A 20,643-nucleotide genomic window follows, 5' to 3' on the forward strand; every position below is an offset into this window, starting at 1 on the left:
GGCTCAGCGCAGTCCCAACGCCTCCTGGAAGAAGGCGAGTTCCTGGGCCATGACCTTCTCCCGCACCCCGCCCACCGCCATGTGGGTCACCCCGGGCAGCGCCAGCAGACGGTGCGGGCGTCCGGCGTCGGTCAGCGCCCGCGAGAGCCGCAGCGAGTGCGAGGGGTGCACATTGTCGTCGGCCAGCCCGTGGATCAGCAGCAGCGGCCGGGTCAGTGCCGGGGCGTCCCCGATCAGGCTGTCCCGCTCGTACACATCCGGCTCCTCGCCGGGCAGCCCCAGGTAGCGCTCGGTGTACGCCGTGTCGTAGTGCCGGAAGTCGGTCGGCGCGGCCCCCGCCGAGGCCGCGTGGAAGACCTCGGGGTGGCGCAGCACGCCCATCGCGGCCAGATAGCCGCCGTACGACCAGCCGCGCACCCCGACCCGGTCCATGTCGAGGTCCGGGTGCCGTTCGCCGAGCGCGCGCAGCGCCGCCACCTGGTCCGCCATCGTCACCTCCGAGAAGCCCCGGTACATCGCGTGGGTGAAGGCGGGGGAGACGTACGGCGTGCCCCGGTTGTCCGCCGTGACCACCGCGAAGCCCTGGTCGGCCCACCACTGACGGGCCTGCCAGCGCCGGGGCTCCACGCGGACGTCCTGGAAGCCCGGGCCGCCGTAGGTGTCCAGCAGGACCGGGAGCCGCCGCCCCGGGACGTGCCCGCGGGGCAGCACCAGGGCCGTGGGGATCCCGTGCTCGGTGACCCGCTCGAACAGCGGCTCCACCCGGTACGGCAGCGGCTCGGAGAGGTCGGCGGGGCTCGACTCCCGCCCGTCCGCGGTCCGTACGGTCCGCCGCACCCCGTCGTGGTCGGCCGAGGTCAGCAGCAGCGCTCCGGCGGACGCCAGGACGGTGTGCGTCCCGGGCCCGTCCGCGAGCGGGGTCAGCTCCCCGGTGACGGTGTCGAGGAGCAGCACCTGCTGTTCGGCGGGGTCGCGCAGCCCCGCCTCGATGAGCAGGCGCCCCGCGTGGAATCCCGCCACGCTCCGCACCTGTACGCCGTCCCCCGTGACCAGGACCCCGTCCACGGCCAGGGCCCGCGCGGCCTGGCCCGGGGTGTCGGCGGCGGTCAGCATCCGCCCGTCGGGCAGCCGCGCGGGGGTGCCGGGCAGCGGGTCCACCCACTGGGGATGCGTGGTGCGCGACAGCTCCCGGGTCCGCCCCGTGGCCGGGTCGGCGGACAGGAGCAGCGCCGTGCGCTGGAGCCGGTCCTGGACGGTCAGCAGGATCTCCCCGGCCGACTCCCAGCCCGCCTCGCAGACGTACGGATAGGTGTCCGCGTCCCAGTCGAGCCGGACCCCCGGCCCGCCGTCGGGGCCGAGCACCCACAGCTGGACGTCGGCGTTGGGCCCGCCCGCCTCCGGGTAGGCGAAGTCCTCGGCCGGGCGCTCCGGGTGTTCCGGATCGGCGAACCACCGGCGCTGGAGGGCCCCTTCGGCGACCCGGGCGGCGAGCAGTGCCGCTCCGTCGGGCGACCACCAGTGGCCGCGGGGCCGGTCCAGTTCCTCGGCGGCGGCGAACTCGGCCACGCCCCAGCGCGCTCCGTCGGCGGGGCTGACCCGCCCGCCCGGGGCGACGTACAGGGCGTCGGCGCTGACGTAGGCGGTGCGCGAGCCGTCGGGGGCGGGGCGCGGGTCGAAGGCGGCCGAGGCGGCCGGGATCTCCTTGGGCGTCCCGGCGCCGTCGGCCGAGACCCCGTAGAGCCGCCCGTACAGGGAGAAGACGGCGCGGCGGCCGTCGCCGGAGAGGGCGTACGAGCCGATCCCGGCGGCGTACAGCCGGATCCGCTCGCGCAGTCGCCTTTCGGCGACGGGGAGTTCGCCGGGGCCGTCTGGCAACAGCTCGCGCGGGTCGGCGAGCCGGGTCTCGGCGCCGGTCGCGGTGTCGAGCACCCAGAGGCTGTCGAAGGCGTCGGTGGGGCCGGTGGAGCGCAGGAACCAGAGCAGCCCGCCGTCGTCCCCGAAGGAGAACGCGCGGGGCGCGCCGTGGGTGAACCGGTGGGTGTCCGCGGAGAGGCGGAGGAAGTCATCCATAGTTAAAGTGTGACATGTGAAATACCACATGTTCTAGACCGTTCGAGTGGTGGCCGCGGGGGAGCGGGTTTAGCGTCGAACGGTGGACCCGAACACATCGCCGAGCATCAACGGGACCGATGGCAAGGTCCGAGGGGGCGGGAGCGGGCTCGCACTGCTCGTCATCGCCTCCTGCCAACTCATGGTCGTTCTCGACATCACCATCGTGAACATCGCGCTGCCGCACATCCAGACCGCCCTCGGGTTCTCCACCGAGAGCCTCTCCTGGGTCGTCAGCGCCTACACGCTCACCTTCGGCGGACTGCTGCTCCTCGGCGGCCGCACCGGTGACATCCTCGGCAGGCGGCGCGTCTTCATCTTCGGCGTCCTGCTCTTCGGCCTGGCCTCGCTGCTCGGCGGATTCTCCCAGAACGCGGGCCAGTTGCTCGCGGCCCGCGCCCTCCAGGGCGTCGGCGGCGCGATCGCGTCCCCCACCGCCCTCGCCCTGATCACCACCACCTTCCGTGAAGGACCCGAACGCAACCGCGCCTTCGGTGTGTTCGCGGGCGTCTCCGCGGGCGGCGGCGCCATCGGCCTGCTGGCGGGCGGCGCACTCGTCGAATGGCTCAACTGGCGCTGGGTGCTCTTCGTGAACGTCCCCATCGCCCTGCTGATCGCGCTCGCCACCCCGAGGGTGATCCGGGAGTCCGAACGCCACCCCGGACACTTCGACTTCGTCGGTGCCTTGACCGCGACCTTGGGCATGGTGTCCCTGGTCTACGGATTCATCCGGGCCTCGCAGGAGGGCTGGAGCAACACCCTCACCCTGGTGTCCTTCGCCGCGGCCGTCATCCTGCTCACCGCGTTCATCCTGGTCGAGCGCCGCTCCCCACAGCCGATCACCCCGCTCCACATGTTCGCCGACCGCAACCGCGCGGGCACGTACGGGATCATGCTCTTCCTCGCCTGCGCCATGTTCGGGATGTTCTTCTTCCTGACCCTCTTCGTGCAGAACGTGCTCGGGTTCAGTCCCATCCGCGCGGGGCTCGCCTTCCTGCCCGTGAGCGCCGTGATCGCGGTCGGCGCGGGCGTCACCTCCCAACTGCTGCCGAAGTTCGGCCCCAAACCGTTCATGGTGGGGGGCGCCCTGTGCGCGGCGGCCGGCCTCGGCTGGCTGACGCTCACCGATGTGCACTCCACCTACCTGGGCAGCATCCTGGGCCCGATGCTCCTGTTCAGCCTCGGCATGGGCATGCAGTTCGTGTCGCTGACGCTGATGGCCCTCTCCAACGTCCCCGACCGCGAGTCGGGAGCCGCGTCCGGGCTCCTCAACTCCATGCAGCAGGTGGGCGGTTCACTGGGCCTGTCCATCCTGGTGACCCTCTTCGGCACGGCGAGCCACAACGAGGCGGCCAAACAGGTCCCGTCCTTCCTCGCCAACGCGACCCCCGAGCAGAAGGCCGCCTTCCGGCAGACGGGCCAGCTGCCCGGGCCGTACGGCGCCCAGGTACTCACCTCCGGCGTCACTTCGGCCTTCGTCGTGGCGGCCCTCTTCGCCCTGGTGGCGGCCGTCATCGCGCTGGTCGTCGTCCAGGTGAGGCCCTCCGACCTCGAACGGCTGAAGGGCACGCACACCCCGGCCGCCGTCTGAGCCGCTCTCCTACAGCGCGGCTCCGCGCAGCGGACGGATCCGGCAGCGGGCCGGGCCGGTGACCCGCAGGGTGATCCCCGCACTCACCGGAACCTCCTCGTCCACGGCCTCGAACCCGTACGCCCGCAGGGTCATCGCCAGTGCGATCACCGACTCCAGCATCGAGAAGTGCTGGCCGATGCAGGCGCGCGGCCCGCCGCCGAAGGGGAACCAGGCGTACCGCGGCCGGGCCGCCTCCGCCTCCGGGGTGAACCGGTCCGGGTCGAAGCGCTCGGGGTCGGGCCAGTAGTCCGGGTGCCGGTGCGTGACCCACGGCGCCAGGATCACGGTCGCGCCCGCCGGGACGGTGTGCCCGCCTACCTCGGACGCGGCGACGGCCTGGCGCCCGATGACCGGCGCCGCCGGGTAGAGCCGCATCGCCTCCTTGAGGACCTGCGTGAGGTACGGCAGCCGCTCCAGGTCCGCGGCCCCGGGCGTACGGTCGCCCAGCACCCGGGATATCTCCTCGCGCGCCCGGGCCTGCGCCTCGGGATGCCGGGACAGCAGGTGCAGGGCGAAGGCCAGCGAGGTGGCGGTGGTCTCGTGCCCGGCCAGCAGGAAGATGAGCACCTGGTCGCGCAGTTCGCCCGCGTCGAAGGCGCCGTCGTCCGTGCTGCGGGCCGCGGCCAGCAGGGTCAGCAGGTCCTCGCCCTTACGGGCCTCCGCGCCCGGGGCCGTGTCCGCCGGTCGGGCTCCCGCCCCGCGGCGCTCGGCGATGATCCGGTCGCAGACCCCGTACAGCTCGTCCAGCGCGGCGGCCGCCCGCCGGTTGGCCGGGGTCGGCCAGCTCCGCGGGAGGGTGGCGGGCGAGTACCCGCGCCGGAGCACGTACTCCGTGATGACCGGAAAACACCGGTCGACGACCTCGACCGTGGCCTCGACATCGGCGCCGAACAGGATCCGGGCGACCGCGCGCAGGGCCAGCCGCGTCATCTCGGTGGACACGTCCACCACGGAGCCGGGCGCCGAGCGCCAGCCCTCCAGGGTCTGCGCGGTCTCGGCGGCCACCGCGGCGGCGTACCCGTCGACCCGGCGCTTGGTGAACAGCGGCTGCACCAGCCGCCGTTGGCGCACGTAGTCCTCGTCCTGGCTGGTCAGCAGGCCGTTACCGAAGGAATCCCGCACCTCTTGGTAGAAGGGGTTGTCCTTGCGGAAGTTAGCCGACTCCGAGGCCAGCACCTGCTGCGCCCCCTCCGGGGAGAAGACGCAGTGCAGCTCGGCCCGCAGCCCGGGCGGCCCGGCGCTGATCCGCACCACGTCCCCGTGCCGCCGCTGGGCCCGCAGATAGGTGCCCAGTGAGTCCGACGTGAGGTCGAAGAGCGATCCGAGCAGCGGAACCCCCGCCAACCGCGGGGTCCCCGCCTTCGACGCGCCTGTGTTCTTCGATGCCGCTGCTTCCACTGACATGGCCGCCCCCCTCGACACGTACCGGACGGCCGATTCTGCCGGGCTCCCGCCCCGGCCGGGCGGGTCCGGCCCCGGACCCGCCCGGAACCGGCCAGTCCGTGGGCCGGGGTCACGTGTCGCAGGCGATCCCGTCGTTGTCCCGGTCGAGGGCGCTGCGGTAACCGGGCTGACCGCGATGGATGGGCGCCGCCCCGGCGGCCCGGGCCTCGGTGCAGTTCTTGTAGTAGGCGGCCGACCCGCCGCCCGTGGTGCCGCCGCTCCCGCTCCCGCTGGCGCCACCGTCCCCGCCGGTGCTCCCGGCGTCGGTGGGCACGCTGGCCTTCGGCTTGGGCACCGGCTTGGGCGTCGCACTGGCGACGGGCACGGGCGCCTTCGAGGGCTTCAGCGTGGCCCCCGCCCGGTCCGGGCACGGCGTACCGGGGGCGACCAGCGACAGCTCCACGGCCGTGCCGGCCGCCACCCCGGCCCCCGCCGCGGGGGTCTGGAAGCAGACCGCCCACTGCGCGTGGTCCTGGGCGAGGGACACGTCGGCGTAGGCGCTGCGCGCCTCGACGGGCCGGGTGACCAGTGCCTTGACGGCGGTCTCGGCCTCGGTGAACTTCTTCCCGATGACCGAAGGCATCACCGGAGCCGCCGCCACGGACGGGCTCGGCGACGACGGCGCCCCCGTCGTCGCCGCGACGGGTCTGTTGTCGGCCGCCTTCGGGGCCGGATCCTCACACCCGGCCCCGACGAGCAGAACCGCACTCACGACGACGGCAGCCGCTATGCCACGGTGAACGAACACGATGGACCCCCCACAGGTCAGAACGGAACAAAGCCCGCAGCCTACGCGCGCCCACCCGCCCCGCGTGGGGTACTTGGCCCAACCGGTTCAGGACAGCAACCGGCCGGGCGCGGTACGCCGATTCGGCCTAGATGTCCCGGAAAAGACTCGGCAGCTCTGCCACCTGCACAGATCGACAGCAGGGGGCCTCTGAGCAGGGAAGATGATATTTCCCTTCTTTCACTGTCGTGCCGCTTGATGCAGCCGAAAGTCCCAGGAAAGTCCCACACGGATGCGATGCCGCTTAGCGGAGGCCGCAGCGGCCGTGCTGGACGCCGCCGCGCAGGACGGACTGTCCGCCGGCTGCGCCCGGCGCGACCGGCCGCAGGAGGTCTCGCCGGTCTGGAGCGGCCCGTCGTCCCCCTGGGTACCGGTGAGATCCACGAGTCGCGCACTGCTGGGGCTCATCGCCGCGGCACAGGAGGAACGCACACTGATGACGTACTCCGCGCGCCGCTACGAACCGCTCGTGCAGGTGCTCCGGGACGCCGCGGCACGGGGAGTGGGCATCCACATCGTTGTTGAGACCCTCCAAGGCGCGGGCAGCGCACTGTCCGGCACGGAACGGGCGTCCGCCTTCAGCGGCGTGAGCGGTGCGCGGATCTGGCACTGGCCGGTCGACAACAGGTCGGAGCCCGGTGCCAAGACCCACGCCAAGCTGGCGGGTTGCCGACCGGCGCACCCTGCTGACGACCAGCGCCAACTTCACCCAGGCGGGAGTCGACCGCAACATCGAGGCCGGGATTCTGATCGGGGGCGGTCCGGCACCGCTGCGCGCAGTGGAACACGTGCGGGAACTCCAGCGCACCGGAGTCATCCGGCAGCTCTGGATAGATGCACCCTGCGGGATGACTCACGTCTGACGTCATGAATCTGTGGCGTCCGGGCAATGCAGCCCTGCCCGAATCTGGACGTCATCACCAGGAATTCTCTCGGCGGCGGCCCAAGATCCGGCTCCACGGGATGCTGCCGTGACGGGTCGGTGTGCTCCAGCTATTTCTTCACGCGTTCCATGCCCTGTCATGAGCGAACGGAGCCGCACTGCATGACCCTCCAACACCCCATGGCGCGGGCCGACCGTGTGCGACTCGAGAAGCTGTTGGGGTCCTGGCGGGACTCCCTCATCGACTTGAGCTTCCGCAACCGACTCCTCAACTATCAGCGTCGGTCCTCGTCCGTGGGCATGGACCTCGTAGAACCCGGTCTGCTCACCACTCTGGAGGGGCTCACCCGCGGCTGCGGCTTCGCCCCTGTCGAGGAGGAACGGACCAAGGCCGAGAGCAGTGCGCTCAGCGGCAGCGGGGTAACGATGGCTAAGGCTGCTGCGGTGGCTGCCACGGGAGCCCGCCCCATCGACACCCCCGCTTCCCGTGCGGGATCGGCACCGGCCGCCCGGTCGTGAACCTTACGACCTCCAAGGTCACCCAGGCAGATCAGGACCGGCACCTGCGTCGCCTCGCGACGGTTGCGCGTGAGAAGTACAACGACTACGGCCTGTGGGTCCTGCATCTGGGCGTGGGCTTCCTCGACTGGAAGCCGGCCCCGTCCGCGGAGAAGGGTTTCAGCTCACCCCTCGTCATGGTGCCCGTGATACTCGAACGGCGCCGTGGAGACTCCTATGTGCTCAAGTCCAACGTGGATGAGGAGCCGGTTCTCAACCCCGCACTCGGCATTGAGTGGCCCCGCCCGGACCAACTGGAGCAGAGCGACATCCCGGAGCTGATCGCGGGCGTCCGACGTGCGGTGAAAGGAATCCAGGGCTGGCAGGTGACCAGCCGAATCGTTCTGGACACCTTCAACTCCAGCAAGGAGGTGATGTACCGCGACCTGCTGGACAACGCGGACCGGGTTCTGAGCAGCACCTTGGTGCGGGCCGTCGGCCTCGGCGCCGACTCCGGCATCTCACCACGGACCTTCGCGTTCGAGGCCGCGGACATCGACCGCATCGACGCGATACAGCCGCCTGAGCAAGCGCCCCTGGTACTTGATGCCGACTCTTCCCAGCGGCAGTGCGTCGCCGCAGCGGTTGAGGGCCGCAGCTTCGTGATGAACGGGCCGCCCGGCACGGGCAAGAGCCAGACCATCACCAACATGATCGCGGGCCTCTTGGAAAAGGGCCGCACCGTGTTGTTCGTCAGCGAAAGGGCCGCTGCCCTGGACGTGGTCCGAAACCGCCTCGGTGATGTCGGCCTCGACGACTACGTGCTCGCGCTGCACAGCAACAGCGCGGGACGAAAGCAGGTGGCTCAGGAGCTCGGCCGGGCATTGGGAGCCCCGCGCCACACCTTGCCGGGCGGGGGTCGGGGAGACCTCGCACAGGCCCGAGAGCTGCGCGAGGAACTCTCCGGGTACGCCGCGGCGATGAATGAGCTCCGGCCAGGGCTTGGCATGTCCCTTCACGACGCCTTGGGGCGCATCACCCTGCTGGACGGCGCTCACCCGCTGCCCGCAGACGGCTCCTTCGATGCGGCTGCCCTCACCGCTGAGAGCCTGGAGCAGGCGATCGCGGGTGCACGCCGAGTCAGCCGATCCTGGCGTCCGGCGCTGGAAGGTACTGAGTTCTCCTGGTACGGCCTGAAGGACGGCGGAAATCCGCTGAGCGCACTGGACCTCGCATCAGAAGCCCTTGGCAGGCTCGGCACGACCCTGCGCCCGCACGCAGAGCTTCTCGCGGAACTCGGTTGGGAGGGGATGAGGGCTGCCTCCCGCCTGGCATCGCTGCTGCGCACCGCAGGAGCGCGGCCGGCGATGCCGAAGCACTGGCTCACCGCGGATGAGGAGGGGCTGACCGCGGCGGTGAAGGGCCTTCTGGTCCGCTTGGGTGATGCCAACGAGGCCGAGTTGCCGGCCAGGCAGGCCTTCGGTGATGCCTGGGATCGACTTCCTGCGGATGTGGAGCCAGAACCCGGGCCCGAGGAAGCAGCCCTCGCCGTTCTGGTTCCTCCGGCCGTGGACGTCGAATCGCTCACCGCCGACAGCGCCCGTATGCTCGCCGACCGGCTTTTGGCGGATGCCGCGGCCCTGGACCAAGCGGCGCAGTCGCTGGCCGCTGTGGCTCAGGTATACGGTCTGCCCGCTCCCACATCCTGTGACGACGGCCTTCGCCTGGGCAGGGTCGCCGCACTTTCCGGAGTGCCGACGGAGGCCAAGCCGTTGCCCGGTTGGCTCACTGCCGATGGTCTGGCTCAGGCCCGCACAGCCGCTCAGGCACTGCGTGAGGCGGTGGACGGTGTGCGCGCCGCCCGGGGGAAGGCCGAGGGCGTCTTCACCGACCGGGTGCTGCAAAGCGGCTTAGCTGGGCCGCAGCCTGCCCGCCAGCTGACCTGCCCAGCCCGCTTGATGTGGGACAGGCCCGCTACCGACTGCTTCTACCTGCTCAGTCCGTGTCCGGATCGTCGGACTCTGCGAGGAGGCGGGTCGCGAGGTCGTCGGCCCACTCCACGGCCCAGGTGCGGAGAGCGGTGATGGTGGCGTCATCGAGCCCATAGGCGGCGAAGGCTTCGTCGTCGGTCCACTCGGCGCCGGTGAGGTTCGCCTGCAGGTCCTCGTGCTCGAAGCGGCCACGGGCATGGCGGCGCCCGAACTCCTCGAGATCGGCATTGGTCCAGCGCTGGGAGGCCGCGAAAACGTCGATCAGATCGCGGGGTGCTCCACGGTCGGCAAGCGCACGGACCTTCGTTCCGATCACGTCCTCCTCCGCGAGGACGGGCCCGTACGTGCTCTGGGCGACCGGCCGCCAGAAGATCTCCTTGAGGATGTCGACTTCGCACTCCTGCCCGGTGGCCGGGTCGGTCACGGTGAAGCGGGCGGACAGCGGGGCGGTCTCCAGCGCGTGAACCGTCCAGCCGAGGGCTGCCAGGCCGGTGCGGAGCGCGGCCGCGATGTCGGCCATCGGCGCCGGGTTCTCTGTGGCGACATCAAGGTCCTGGCTGGGGCGGTTCACGAGGCGGTGAGCCCGCACGGCGTACCCGCCGGTGAGGACCAGGGGATACGGGGAACCGAGGGCGATCACATCCGCCAGGAGCCGTGCGTGCAGCTCCGGCATGTCCGTCACGCGGCCGTCCGCGTGCGGGCGGAGAGCTGGGGGAAGGCGTCTTCCCATACGGCTCGTACGCTGCGGCCGACGAGTGTGCGCAGCACCGGCCACAGCTGGAGGAGCAGATCCTGATTGAGGTAGCGGCGCAGGTCGTCGCGCAGCCCCTCGTGCAGGACGGTGCGGTACAGGCCCATGCGCTGGCGAGGCTTGTCCATGTCGTATGAGGTCATCCCGGACCAGGCCATATGGAACGGCAGCTCCACGACCCCTCCGGTCGGGCCGTGCAACTCGTCCAGCGACTCAGGCAGCCGGAGTCGGAACTTCTCCCGGTACAGCATGAGGTCCTCGGCGTCCGCGCGAGACAGGTCCCTCGGCTTGGGTGCGGGGTGTTGTGGGCTGGAGGGCATGACTCCATTATGGCGGCCGGAGAGGTGGCGCGGGTCATGAAGCGCGGGTTCTCGCTCCGGGGATAGGCGCACTTCCTGCCCCATGCGGGATCCGAGAGTAGCCGTCATCGACACGGTCCTTACACCATCTGGAGGCCGCCAGTCGTCCGGTCCCAGCGCAAAGTCCCAGAAAAGTCCCAGAGGCGCCGTCACACCCCACCGTACCCGCATTCATGCAGGTCAGGAGGGGTATGGTGGCGACTTTCCTCAAGCCGGTCAGATGTCCCGGAAGATCTCGATCTGGGCACCGACGGAGTTGAGGCGCTCGGCCAGTTCCTCGTAGCCGCGGTTGATGACGTAGACGTTGCGCAGCACCGAGGTGCCCTCCGCCGCCATCATCGCGAGCAGGACGACCACCGCCGGGCGCAGGGCCGGGGGGCACATCATTTCGGCGGCGCGCCAGCGGGTGGGGCCCTCGACCAGGACGCGGTGCGGGTCTAGGAGCTGGAGGCGGCCACCGAGGCGGTTGAGGTCGGTCAGGTAGATGGCCCGGTTGTCGTACACCCAGTCGTGGATGAGGGTCTGGCCCTGGGCCACGGCCGCGATGGCGGCGAAGAACGGGACGTTGTCGATGTTCAGCCCGGGGAAGGGCATGGGGTGGATCTTGTCGATCGGCGCTTCGAGCTTCGAAGGGCGCACCGTCAGGTCCACCAGGCGGGTCCGGCCGTTGTCGGCCGTGTACTCCGGCGAGCGGTCGTGGTCGAGGCCCATCTCCTCCAGGACCGCGAGTTCGATCTCCATGAACTCGATCGGGACCCGGCGGATGGTCAGCTCCGACTCCGTGACGACCGCGGCGGCGAGCAGGCTCATCGCCTCGACCGGGTCCTCGGAGGGGGAGTAGTCCACGTCCACGTCGATGTTCGGTACGCCGTGCACGGTCAGCGTGGTCGTGCCGACGCCCTCGACCTCGACGCCCAGCGCCTCCAGGAAGAAGCACAGGTCCTGGACCATGTAGTTGGAGGACGCGTTGCGGATGACGGTGACGCCGTTGTGGCGGGCGGCCGCGAGCAGGGCGTTCTCGGTGACCGTGTCCCCGCGCTCGGTCAGCACGATCGGGCGGTCGGGGGAGACCCCGGCCTCGACCTGGGCGTGGTAGATGCCCTCGGTCGCGGTGATGTCCAGGCCGAAGCGGCGCAGGGCGATCATGTGCGGCTCGATGGTGCGGGTGCCGAGGTCGCAGCCGCCCGCGTAGGGCAGCCGGAAGTGGTCCATCCGGTGCAGCAGCGGGCCGAGGAACATGATGATGCTCCGGGTCCGGCGGGCCGCGTCGGCGTCCATCGCGTCCATGTCGAGCTTGGCGGGCGGGATCAGCTCCAGGTCCACGCCGCCGTTGATCCAGCGGGTGCGTACGCCGATGGAGCTGAGTACCTCCAGAAGGCGGTACACCTCCTCGATGCGGGCGACCCGGCGCAGGACCGTACGGCCCTTGTTGAGCAGTGACGCGCAGAGCAGCGCGACGCAGGCGTTCTTGCTGGTCTTGACGTCGATGGCGCCGGAGAGGCGGCGGCCGCCGACGACCCGCAGGTGCATCGGACCGGAGTAACCCAGCGACACGATCTCGCTGTCGAGCGCTTCACCGATTCGGGCGATCATCTCAAGGCTGATGTTTTGGTTGCCGCGCTCGATGCGGTTCACCGCGCTCTGGCTGGTGCCGAGCGCATCGGCGAGCTGACTCTGTGTCCAGCCACGGTGCTGCCGGGCGTCACGGATGAGCTTGCCGATGCGTACGAGGTAGTCGTCTGCCATGGCTGCACCGTATCTCACATATGAGATGGAGATCGCGTTGGGTGTGGCAGACGGGTGTCACCCACCGTCAGGCACGGGCCGGGAGCCGCCATGCGGCCCGCCCGTGTGGTGGGTGACGAGGCGTCCGAGGAGCCGGGTCAGCTGGTCGCGTTCCGCGGGGGTCAGGGGGGACAGGAGTTCCTCCTGGGCCGCGTCGAGGAGTTGCCCCAGGTGTCGGGAGTGGCGGCGGCCCTGGGGGGTGAGGGTGATGACGTTGCGCCGCCGGTCGGTGGGGTCGTGGGTGCGTTCGACCAGGTGGCGGCCGGCGAGTTCGTTGATGACGGCGACCAGGTCGCTGCGGTGGATGCCGGTGCGGGCGCTGAGTTCGGCCTGGCTGGCCGGTGCGGACTCGTCGTGACGCCCCCGCACAGGGGGCCCAGGGTGAACCGCCGCCCGGCCCAACCCTGTTCCGCCGACGCGAAGTCCGCCCCGGGGTCCCGTGCCGGGTGAGTGCTCCCCGAACACCGCCCCGGCGGGGCGCACCTCGCCCCCGGGTCGGGGATGGGGGTCCGTCCCGCGGGTCCCGGGCCGGGCGAGCGCTGCCCGGGCGGGGCGAGAGGCGCCCGGCCAGGTGTCCCGCCCGGGCGACCCGGGCCGGGCGCAACCCCTCCGGGCAGCCCCCGAGCCGGTCCCCCCCCGAGCCGGTCCCCCCGAGCCGGGCCCCCGCCAGACGCCCCCGTCACCCGTTCGTGCAGCCGCAGGCGGTGTGGCGGGGGGTGTGGGCGGACGCGGGGGACTTCGGGCGGGGGAGGGGGGTGCGGGTCAGGCGGGACATGGTCGCGCGGCCCGTCGGGGTGGTCGCGTCGTGGACCACGCGGCCGCCGACCAGGGTGAGGCGGACCTGCGTACCGCTGATGTCCGGCACCGGGCAGCGCGTCACGTCCCGGTCCAGCAGCACCAGGTCCGCCGCCCGGCCCCGCTCGACCGTGCCCGTCAGCTCGTCCTGGCGCAGCTGCCAGGCCGTGCCCGCGGTGTGCATCCGCAGGGCCGAGGTCCGGCTCAGCCCCTCCAGCTCCCGGTACAGCTCGCCCTCGCCGAAGGCCCCCTGGCGGTCGATGGCCGTGCGCAGCTGGTTCCACACCTGGAGCTCGTCCACCGGCCAGTCCGAACCGCCGGTCAGCCGCGCCCCGGCCTTCTCCAGGCTGCGCGCCGGGTAGAGCCAGCGGTGGCGCCGCGCGCCGATGTACGGGAGCAGCGCCTCCATGGTCCAGGTGTCCTTCGAGGCCCACTGCAACTGCATGCAGGCCGCCACGCCCAGCTGGGCGAACCGCTTGAGGTCGGCCGGGTCCACGATCTGGAGGTGCGCGACGGTGTTGCGCGCGTCCCGCTGCCCGGTGGCCCGCCGCGCGTAGGCGTACCCGTCGAGGGCCGTCCGTACCGCCCTGTCGCCCAGCCCGTGCGCGTGCAGCTGCCAGCCCGCCCGGTTGAAGGCCGCGGTCAGGCGCCCGTAGTCGCCGGCGTCGACGTACAGCTCGCCCCGGTTGTCCGTCGGCCTGCCAGCCCCGTCGAGGTACGGCTCCAGCAGCGCCGCCGTCTGCGCCGGGTACTCGATCACCCCGTCCAGGAACACCTTGATCATCCCGAACCGGAGCCCCGGCACCCCCTCGAACTCCCGCCGCAGCCCCCGCGCGTACGCGAGCGAGCCCGCCGCGTCCTTGGCCTGCTCCGCGTCCAGCCGGATCGCCGGGGTGATGCGCTGCGGGAGCAGCCCCGCACCGGCCAGCGCCTGGTAGAGGATCAGCTCGTGCCGCCCCACCAGCGCGTCCATCATCGTCGTCACTCCCGAGGCGGCCGCCAGCTCCAGCACCTTCGCGCAGGCCGCGACCACGTCCGCCTGCGAGGGCTGCGGAACACGGCGCCGCACCAGGTCCTGGGCGTCGTCCTTGAGCACCCCGCTGGGCTGCCCGTCCGGCCCCTTCACGATCTTCCCGCCGACCGGGTCGGGCGTGGCCGCGGTGATCCCCGCGATGTCCAGCGCCCGCCGGTTCGCCCACATGTTGTGCCCGTCGCCGCCGACCAGGACCACCGGGCGCCGGGTCGCCAGCGCGTCCAGCATCGTGTGGTGGGCCAGGGTCCCCGACGGCAGCAGGCCCACCGGGTTCCAGTCCTCCACCACCAGCCAGCCGTCCGGTTCGGCGCCCGCGCCCCCGGTGTCGGCCAAGAAGCCGTTGAGGATCTCCAGGAGCTGCGCCACGGTGGTTTCCGCGCTCGCCAGCGAGGGCCGCATCGACCGCTCGCCCGCGTTCAGGGGATGGGTGTGCCCGTCGTGGATCCCGCTCATCACGGTGTTGCCCCGGGCGTCGACCACTTCGGTGTCCCGGCCCGCCAGCCGCCGCAGGGCCGCTCCGGTCCCGGTGGCCAGGATCTTTCCGTCCCGGCCGACCGCCACCGCGTCCACCGCCGCGCCGCCGGAGGTCCCGGTGAACACCCGGGCGTTGTGGATCACCAGCGCGGCCGGGCCGCGCCCGGCGGGGGAGGACCCGGCCGAGGCCGTACCGGCGCCCGCGCCCAGCAGGCCCGTCGCGCCCACGGCCCCGGCCGCCGCGAGCACGCCCCGCCGGGACACCCGGGAAGGGGCGGGAGGGATGGAGGGGGAAGGGGAAAGGGGCATGGCCACTCCTGACACGTCGAGGTGACCAGGACACTGTTTGGTTAAGCCCGTAACCGGAACCCGCCCGCGGCGACGGAATCCGTACGATGACCCGCGTGCCCACCCGCGCGCCCGGTCCGTCCGGGGGACCCACCCTTGCCGACATCGCCCGCGCCGCGGAGGTGTCCACGGCGACGGTCTCGCACGCCCTGAACGGCACCGGCAGGCTCGGCGCCGGCACCCGGCGCCGGGTCCGCGAGCTGGCCGCCGCCCTGGGGTACGCGGCCCCCGGCAACGGCGCCCGCAGCGGCCCGCGCACCCGTACCCGGACCCGCGCCCTCGGGCTGGCCGTGACCACCTTCGAGGGCTTCGCCTGGAACTTCGTCGAGGTCGCCTACTACTCCCGCTGGCTGACGGCCGCCACCGCCGCCGCCCACGCCCGCGGATACGCCCTGACCACGCTGCCCGCCGAGCGCGGCGCCGAGCCGCTCTGGCACACCCTCGCCGTCGACGGGATGCTGCTGCTCGACAGCCCGGCGGGCGACCCGGTGCTACGGGCCCTGCGCGCCCGGGGGCTCCCGGTGGTCTTCGACGGCCGTCCCGACGACCCGCGCCCCGGCGACGTCTGGGTCGACAACGACCACACCGCCACCACCCGCGAGGTGCTGGACCACCTGGCCGAGGCCGGGGCCCGGCGGATCGCCCTGCACTGCGGCTACGGCCGGGACTTCTACTCCGGCGCCGTCACCGCGGCGTACGGGCAGTGGTGCGCGGAGCGCGGCCGCGCACCCCTGCTGATCCCCTTCGACCCGGCCGACACCGACGGCCGGGCCTTCGACGCCGCGTTCGCGGGCCCGCCGGGGCTGCGGCCCGACGCCGTCCACGCGGTCTACGATCCGGGCGGCCGCCAGGTGCTGGCCGCCGCCGCGCGCCACGGACTCCGCATACCTGACGCACTGCTCCTGGTCTGCGCGAGCGAGGATCCGGCCTATGCCGAGGGTGAACCCGCCGTGACCACGGTCACGCTGGACCCCGGGCGGAGCGCCGAATCGGCGGTGTCCGCGCTGGTCAGCCTGGTCGAGTCGGGGCAAGCGGAATCGCCCGGCCAGTTGACCGTTCCGGCAGGCCTGCGGGTGCGTGCTTCGTCCCGGCGCCCGGACATGTACTAGAGTTATCTCGACATCGAGATAACTGCCGAAGGCGCGCCGCAGCCCCCCGTAAGGGTAAGGGTTACCTAACTTAGTCTCACCTTAGCGGAATGGCCACAGTGCCACGCGGCAGGATGCGGTAGAACGCGCGAATTCATGCATGAAGGAGACTGTCGTGTCGGCGAACAGCTTCGACGCCCGCAGCACGCTGCAGGTGGGCGACGAGTCGTACGAAATCTTCAAGCTGGACAAGGTGGAGGGCTCCGCCCGCCTGCCTTACAGCCTGAAGGTGCTGCTGGAGAACCTGCTCCGCACGGAGGACGGCGCGAACATCACCGCCGCCCACATCCGGGCGCTCGGCGACTGGGACTCGCAGGCCCAGCCGAGTGAGGAGATCCAGTTCACGCCGGCCCGCGTGATCATGCAGGACTTCACCGGTGTGCCGTGTGTCGTGGACCTCGCCACCATGCGCGAGGCCGTGAAGGAGCTGGGCGGCGACGCCTCCAAGATCAACCCGCTGGCCCCGGCCGAGCTGGTCATCGACCACTCGGTCATCGCCGACAAGTTCGGCACGGCCAACGCCTTCCAGCAGAACGTGGAGCTGGAGTACGGCCGCAACAAGGAGCGCTACCAGTTCCTGCGCTGGGGCCAGACCGCCTTCGACGAGTTCAAGGTCGTCCCCCCGGGCACCGGCATCGTCCACCAGGTCAACATCGAGCACCTGGCCCGCACGGTCATGGTCCGCGGCGGCCAGGCGTACCCCGACACCCTCGTCGGCACCGACTCGCACACCACCATGGTCAACGGCCTGGGCGTGCTGGGCTGGGGCGTCGGCGGCATCGAGGCCGAGGCCGCGATGCTCGGCCAGCCGGTCTCCATGCTGATCCCGCGCGTCGTCGGCTTCAAGCTGACGGGTGAGCTGCCCGCCGGTACGACCGCCACCGACCTGGTGCTCACGATCACCGAGATGCTGCGCAAGCACGGCGTCGTCGGCAAGTTCGTCGAGTTCTACGGCCAGGGCGTCGCCGCGACCTCGCTCGCGAACCGCGCCACCATCGGCAACATGTCGCCGGAGTTCGGTTCCACCGCCGCGATCTTCCCGATCGACGACGAGACCCTGAAGTACCTGCGCCTGACGGGCCGCGACGCCCAGCAGGTCGCGCTCGTCGAGGCGTACGCCAAGGCGCAGGGTCTGTGGCTGGACCCGGCCGCCGAGCCCGACTTCTCCGAGAAGCTGGAGCTCGACCTCTCCACGGTCGTCCCCTCCATCGCCGGCCCGAAGCGTCCGCAGGACCGCATCGTCCTCGCGAACGCCGCCCAGCAGTTCGCCGTCGACGTACGCAACTACGTCAGCGACGACGAGGAGGCGGGCAAGGAGTCCTTCCCCGCGTCCGACTCCCCGGCCACCGCCAACGGCGTGCCCACCAAGCCGACCCTGGTCACGCTGGCCGACGGCACCTCCTTCGAGATCGACCACGGCGCCGTCACCGTCGCCGCGATCACCTCGTGCACCAACACCTCGAACCCCTACGTCATGGTCGCCGCGGCGCTCGTGGCCAAGAAGGCGGCCGAGAAGGGCCTGACCCGCAAGCCGTGGGTCAAGACCACCCTCGCCCCGGGTTCGAAGGTCGTCACCGACTACTTCGACAAGGCGGGTCTGACCCCGTACCTCGACAAGCTGGGCTTCAACCTCGTCGGGTACGGCTGCACCACCTGCATCGGAAACTCCGGTCCGCTGGACGAGGAGATCTCGAAGGCGATCAACGACGCCGACCTCGCGGTCACCTCGGTCCTCTCGGGCAACCGCAACTTCGAGGGCCGGATCAACCCCGACGTCAAGATGAACTACCTGGCGTCGCCGCCGCTGGTCGTCGCGTACGCCATCGCGGGCTCCATGAAGGTGGACATCGCCAAGGACGCCCTCGGCACGGACCTCGACGGCAAGCCGGTCTTCCTCGCGGACATCTGGCCGTCGGAGGCCGAGGTCAACGACGTCGTCGCGAACTCCATCGGCGAGGACATGTTCAACAAGTCCTACCAGGACGTCTTCGCGGGCGACGCGCAGTGGCAGGCGCTGGAGATCCCGACCGGCAACACCTTCGAGTGGGACCCGCAGTCCACCTACGTCCGCAAGCCCCCTTACTTCGAGGGCATGACGATGGAGACCACCCCGGTCTCCGACATCGTCGGCGGCCGTGTGCTGGCCAAGCTGGGCGACTCGGTCACCACCGACCACATCTCCCCGGCCGGTGCGATCAAGGCCGACACCCCGGCGGGCAAGTACCTCACCGAGCACGGTGTCGAGCGCCGCGACTTCAACTCGTACGGTTCCCGCCGCGGCAACCACGAGGTCATGATCCGCGGTACCTTCGCCAACATCCGCCTCCGCAACCAGATCGCGGCGGGCACCGAGGGCGGCTTCACCCGCGACTTCACCGTCGACGGCGCGCCGGTCGCGTTCATCTACGACGCCTCGCAGAACTACCAGGCCGCCGGCATCCCGCTGGTCATCCTGGCGGGCAAGGAGTACGGCTCGGGCTCGTCCCGCGACTGGGCCGCCAAGGGCACCGCGCTGCTCGGCGTCAAGGCCGTCATCGCCGAGTCCTACGAGCGCATCCACCGCTCCAACCTCATCGGCATGGGCGTCCTGCCGCTCCAGTACCCGGAGGGCGTCACGGCGGCCTCCCTGGGGCTGACCGGCGAGGAGACCTTCTCCTTCACCGGTGTGGAGGAGCTGAACAACGGCACCACCCCGCGCACCGTCAAGGTCACCACCGACACCGGTGTCGACTTCGACGCGGTCGTCCGGATCGACACCCCGGGCGAGGCGGACTACTACCGCAACGGCGGCATCATGCAGTACGTGCTGCGGAACCTCATCCGCAACTAAGCACATCGGCACCAAAGGGCCGTACCCCCGTTAGAGGGGGTACGGCCCTTTTCGTTGTCCCGGACACCCTCCGGCGGGCGGGGCCAGGTGACGGTGAGGTCTCAACTCGGAAAAACCCAAGGTCTTCTCTGTGCATGATCTTGCTCACCCGAGCGGAAGTGGACTATACCTGTGCCCGTCCGGACTATCGCGTCACTCGCGGCGCCGGACCGGGGGACGGGCGGGGACCTGCGGTGATGTCCGCATGCACGGCAACTGCCGTGACTTCCGGCCCTCCTTCACACTTCTGACGAAGGCGAGGACATGAGCATGGGATCCATCTCCGCCCAGGGCGAGCAGAACAACGGTGAGGGCCTCGGCCGCCGCGACCTGATCCGGCGCTCGGCCGCGCTCGGCCTGATCGCCGTGCCGACGATGAGCTTCCTGTCCGCCTGCGCCTCCGGCGGCGGCGACACCCCTTCCGGCACCGCCTCGAAGGGGACCGCGACCAAGGACAACCCCTTCGCCGTGGCCAAGGGCAGCAAGATGGATGTCGTCGTCTTCAAGGGCGGCTTCGGCGACGACTACGCGAAGGCATGGGAAGCGGCCTTCGACAAGAAGTGGGGCACCACCAGCACCCACCTCGGCACCCAGGAGATCACCGCCAAGCTCCAGCCCCGCTTCAACGGCGGCAACCCGCCGGACGTCGTCGACGACTCCGGCGCCCAGCAGATCAAGGTCGACGTGCTGGCCAAGGGCGGCCAGCTCACCGACCTGACCCAGGTGCTGGACGCCCCCTCGCTCGACGACCCGACCAAGAAGGTCCGGGACATGCTCCTTCCCGGCACCGTCGAGCAGGGCACGCAGGAGGGCAAGTTCGTCGCCCTCTACTACGTCTACACGGTGTTCGGCCTCTGGTACTCCGGCAAGCTCTTCAAGGAGAAGGGCTGGGCCGAGCCCAAGACCTGGGACCAGTTCCTCGACGTCTGCGGCAAGGCCAAGGCGGCGGGCATCGGCGGCCTCGCCCACCAGGGCAAGTTCCCGTACTACATCAATGTCGTCATCATGGACCTCATCGCCAAGAAGGGCGGCATCGAAGCCGTCAAGGCGATCGACAACCTCGACCCCAAGGCCTTCGCGGACAACCCGGCCGCCCTCGCCGCCGTCGAAGCCGTCTACGAGGTCGTCGAGAAGGACCTCCTGATGCCGGGCACCAACGGTCTGACCCACACGGAGTCGCAGACCGCCTGGAACCAGTACAAGGCCGCCTTCATCCCCTCCGGCTCCTGGCTGGAGAACGAGCAGCTCAAGCAGACCCCGGACGACTTCGACATGAAGTTCCTGCCGGTGCCGGTCCTGGCCGACAGCAAGATGCCCTTCGAGGCCATCCGCGCCGGTGCGGGCGAGCCCTTCATCGTCCCGGAGAAGGCCGCCAACAAGGCCGGGGGCCTGGAGTTCCTCCGCTCGATGCTCTCGCGCGAATGGTCGACCCTCTTCGCCCAGCAGGCCAACTCCCTGACCGTGGTCAAGGACGGCGTGGACCCCAACGTCAAGCTGCGCCCGGGCACCGAGTCGGCCGTGACCGCCCTGAAGGCCGCGAGCACCAACACCTTCGCCTACCTGTACCCGGACTGGTACAGCGAGATGGACAACGAGATCCAGGCCGCGTCCAATGAGCTGATGGCCAAGCGAATTCAGCCGAAGGAATGGATCAAGCGGGCCCAGGCTGCGGTAGACAAGGCGGCCAAGGACCCCAACGCCAAGAACAACCACCGCAGCTGACGCCATCGCCTCCGG

Annotated in this window: 15 protein-coding genes; 7 read left to right on the forward strand and 8 right to left on the reverse strand. The window is 70.9% G+C overall.

Annotation, left to right across the window (positions count from 1 at the left end):
• Positions 1 to 3 precede the first annotated feature (3 nt).
• Positions 4 to 2,070, reverse strand: coding sequence for a S9 family peptidase (locus tag QMF80_RS05125; protein ID WP_283449857.1), 2,067 nt, complete (start codon positions 2,068 to 2,070; stop codon positions 4 to 6).
• 82 nt (positions 2,071 to 2,152) lie between these two features.
• On the opposite strand from QMF80_RS05125, the gene QMF80_RS05130 reads away from it, so the two are divergent.
• On the forward strand, positions 2,153 to 3,700 hold the full coding sequence (locus tag QMF80_RS05130; protein WP_283449859.1) for an MFS transporter: 1,548 nt from the start codon (positions 2,153 to 2,155) through the stop codon (positions 3,698 to 3,700).
• 9 nt (positions 3,701 to 3,709) lie between these two features.
• Here QMF80_RS05130 and QMF80_RS05135 read toward each other — a convergent pair whose 3' ends face one another.
• Entirely contained in the window at positions 3,710 to 5,146 is a 1,437-nt protein-coding gene (locus QMF80_RS05135; RefSeq protein ID WP_283449860.1) for a cytochrome P450, read from the reverse strand.
• Between the two features lie 109 nt (positions 5,147 to 5,255).
• Entirely contained in the window at positions 5,256 to 5,768 is a 513-nt protein-coding gene (locus QMF80_RS05140; RefSeq protein WP_283449862.1) for an excalibur calcium-binding domain-containing protein, read from the reverse strand.
• 842 nt (positions 5,769 to 6,610) lie between these two features.
• Here QMF80_RS05140 and QMF80_RS05145 point away from each other — a divergent pair.
• The 3 genes from QMF80_RS05145 to QMF80_RS05155 all read left to right on the forward strand — a co-directional run bounded on the left by QMF80_RS05145 (position 6,611) and on the right by QMF80_RS05155 (position 9,437).
• Positions 6,611 to 6,835 (forward strand): hypothetical protein, encoded by a 225-nt coding sequence (locus QMF80_RS05145; protein ID WP_283449864.1) that lies wholly within the window; start codon positions 6,611 to 6,613, stop codon positions 6,833 to 6,835.
• 182 nt (positions 6,836 to 7,017) lie between these two features.
• Positions 7,018 to 7,374, forward strand: coding sequence for a hypothetical protein (locus tag QMF80_RS05150; RefSeq protein ID WP_283449866.1), 357 nt, complete (start codon positions 7,018 to 7,020; stop codon positions 7,372 to 7,374).
• On the forward strand, positions 7,371 to 9,437 hold the full coding sequence (locus tag QMF80_RS05155) for a DUF4011 domain-containing protein (RefSeq protein ID WP_283449868.1): 2,067 nt from the start codon (positions 7,371 to 7,373) through the stop codon (positions 9,435 to 9,437). The genes QMF80_RS05150 and QMF80_RS05155 overlap by 4 nt, the downstream gene beginning before the upstream one ends.
• Here QMF80_RS05155 and QMF80_RS05160 read toward each other — a convergent pair.
• From QMF80_RS05160 to QMF80_RS05180, 5 genes are all read right to left on the reverse strand, one after another.
• A complete protein-coding gene (locus QMF80_RS05160; protein ID WP_283450042.1) occupies positions 9,349 to 10,017 on the reverse strand; it encodes a nucleotidyl transferase AbiEii/AbiGii toxin family protein in 669 nt (222 codons plus the stop codon). The two genes, QMF80_RS05155 and QMF80_RS05160, sit on opposite strands and share 89 nt — an antisense overlap.
• 5 nt (positions 10,018 to 10,022) lie before the next feature.
• On the reverse strand, positions 10,023 to 10,415 hold the full coding sequence (locus tag QMF80_RS05165) for a hypothetical protein (RefSeq protein ID WP_283449869.1): 393 nt from the start codon (positions 10,413 to 10,415) through the stop codon (positions 10,023 to 10,025).
• 255 nt (positions 10,416 to 10,670) lie between these two features.
• Positions 10,671 to 12,200, reverse strand: coding sequence for a helix-turn-helix domain-containing protein (locus QMF80_RS05170; protein ID WP_283449871.1), 1,530 nt, complete (start codon positions 12,198 to 12,200; stop codon positions 10,671 to 10,673).
• Positions 12,201 to 12,257: 57 nt separating this feature from the next.
• On the reverse strand, positions 12,258 to 12,608 hold the full coding sequence (locus tag QMF80_RS05175) for a MarR family winged helix-turn-helix transcriptional regulator (RefSeq protein ID WP_349372180.1): 351 nt from the start codon (positions 12,606 to 12,608) through the stop codon (positions 12,258 to 12,260).
• A gap of 310 nt (positions 12,609 to 12,918) precedes the next feature.
• On the reverse strand, positions 12,919 to 14,850 hold the full coding sequence (locus QMF80_RS05180) for an amidohydrolase (RefSeq protein ID WP_283449873.1): 1,932 nt from the start codon (positions 14,848 to 14,850) through the stop codon (positions 12,919 to 12,921).
• Between the two features lie 86 nt (positions 14,851 to 14,936).
• Here QMF80_RS05180 and QMF80_RS05185 point away from each other — a divergent pair, with 86 nt between their 5' ends.
• From QMF80_RS05185 to ngcE, 3 genes are all read left to right on the forward strand, one after another.
• On the forward strand, positions 14,937 to 15,998 hold the full coding sequence (locus QMF80_RS05185; RefSeq protein WP_502962773.1) for a LacI family DNA-binding transcriptional regulator: 1,062 nt from the start codon (positions 14,937 to 14,939) through the stop codon (positions 15,996 to 15,998).
• Between the two features lie 154 nt (positions 15,999 to 16,152).
• Positions 16,153 to 18,867, forward strand: coding sequence for an aconitate hydratase AcnA (gene acnA, locus QMF80_RS05190; protein ID WP_283449877.1), 2,715 nt, complete (start codon positions 16,153 to 16,155; stop codon positions 18,865 to 18,867).
• A gap of 309 nt (positions 18,868 to 19,176) precedes the next feature.
• Positions 19,177 to 20,628 (forward strand): N-acetylglucosamine/diacetylchitobiose ABC transporter substrate-binding protein, encoded by a 1,452-nt coding sequence (gene ngcE / locus QMF80_RS05195; protein WP_283450044.1) that lies wholly within the window; start codon positions 19,177 to 19,179, stop codon positions 20,626 to 20,628.
• Positions 20,629 to 20,643 lie beyond the last annotated feature (15 nt).

Origin of the sequence: Streptomyces sp. G-G2 (assembly GCF_030063135.1) — a bacterium.
In the GTDB taxonomy this organism is placed as follows: Bacteria; Actinomycetota; Actinomycetes; order Streptomycetales; family Streptomycetaceae; genus Streptomyces.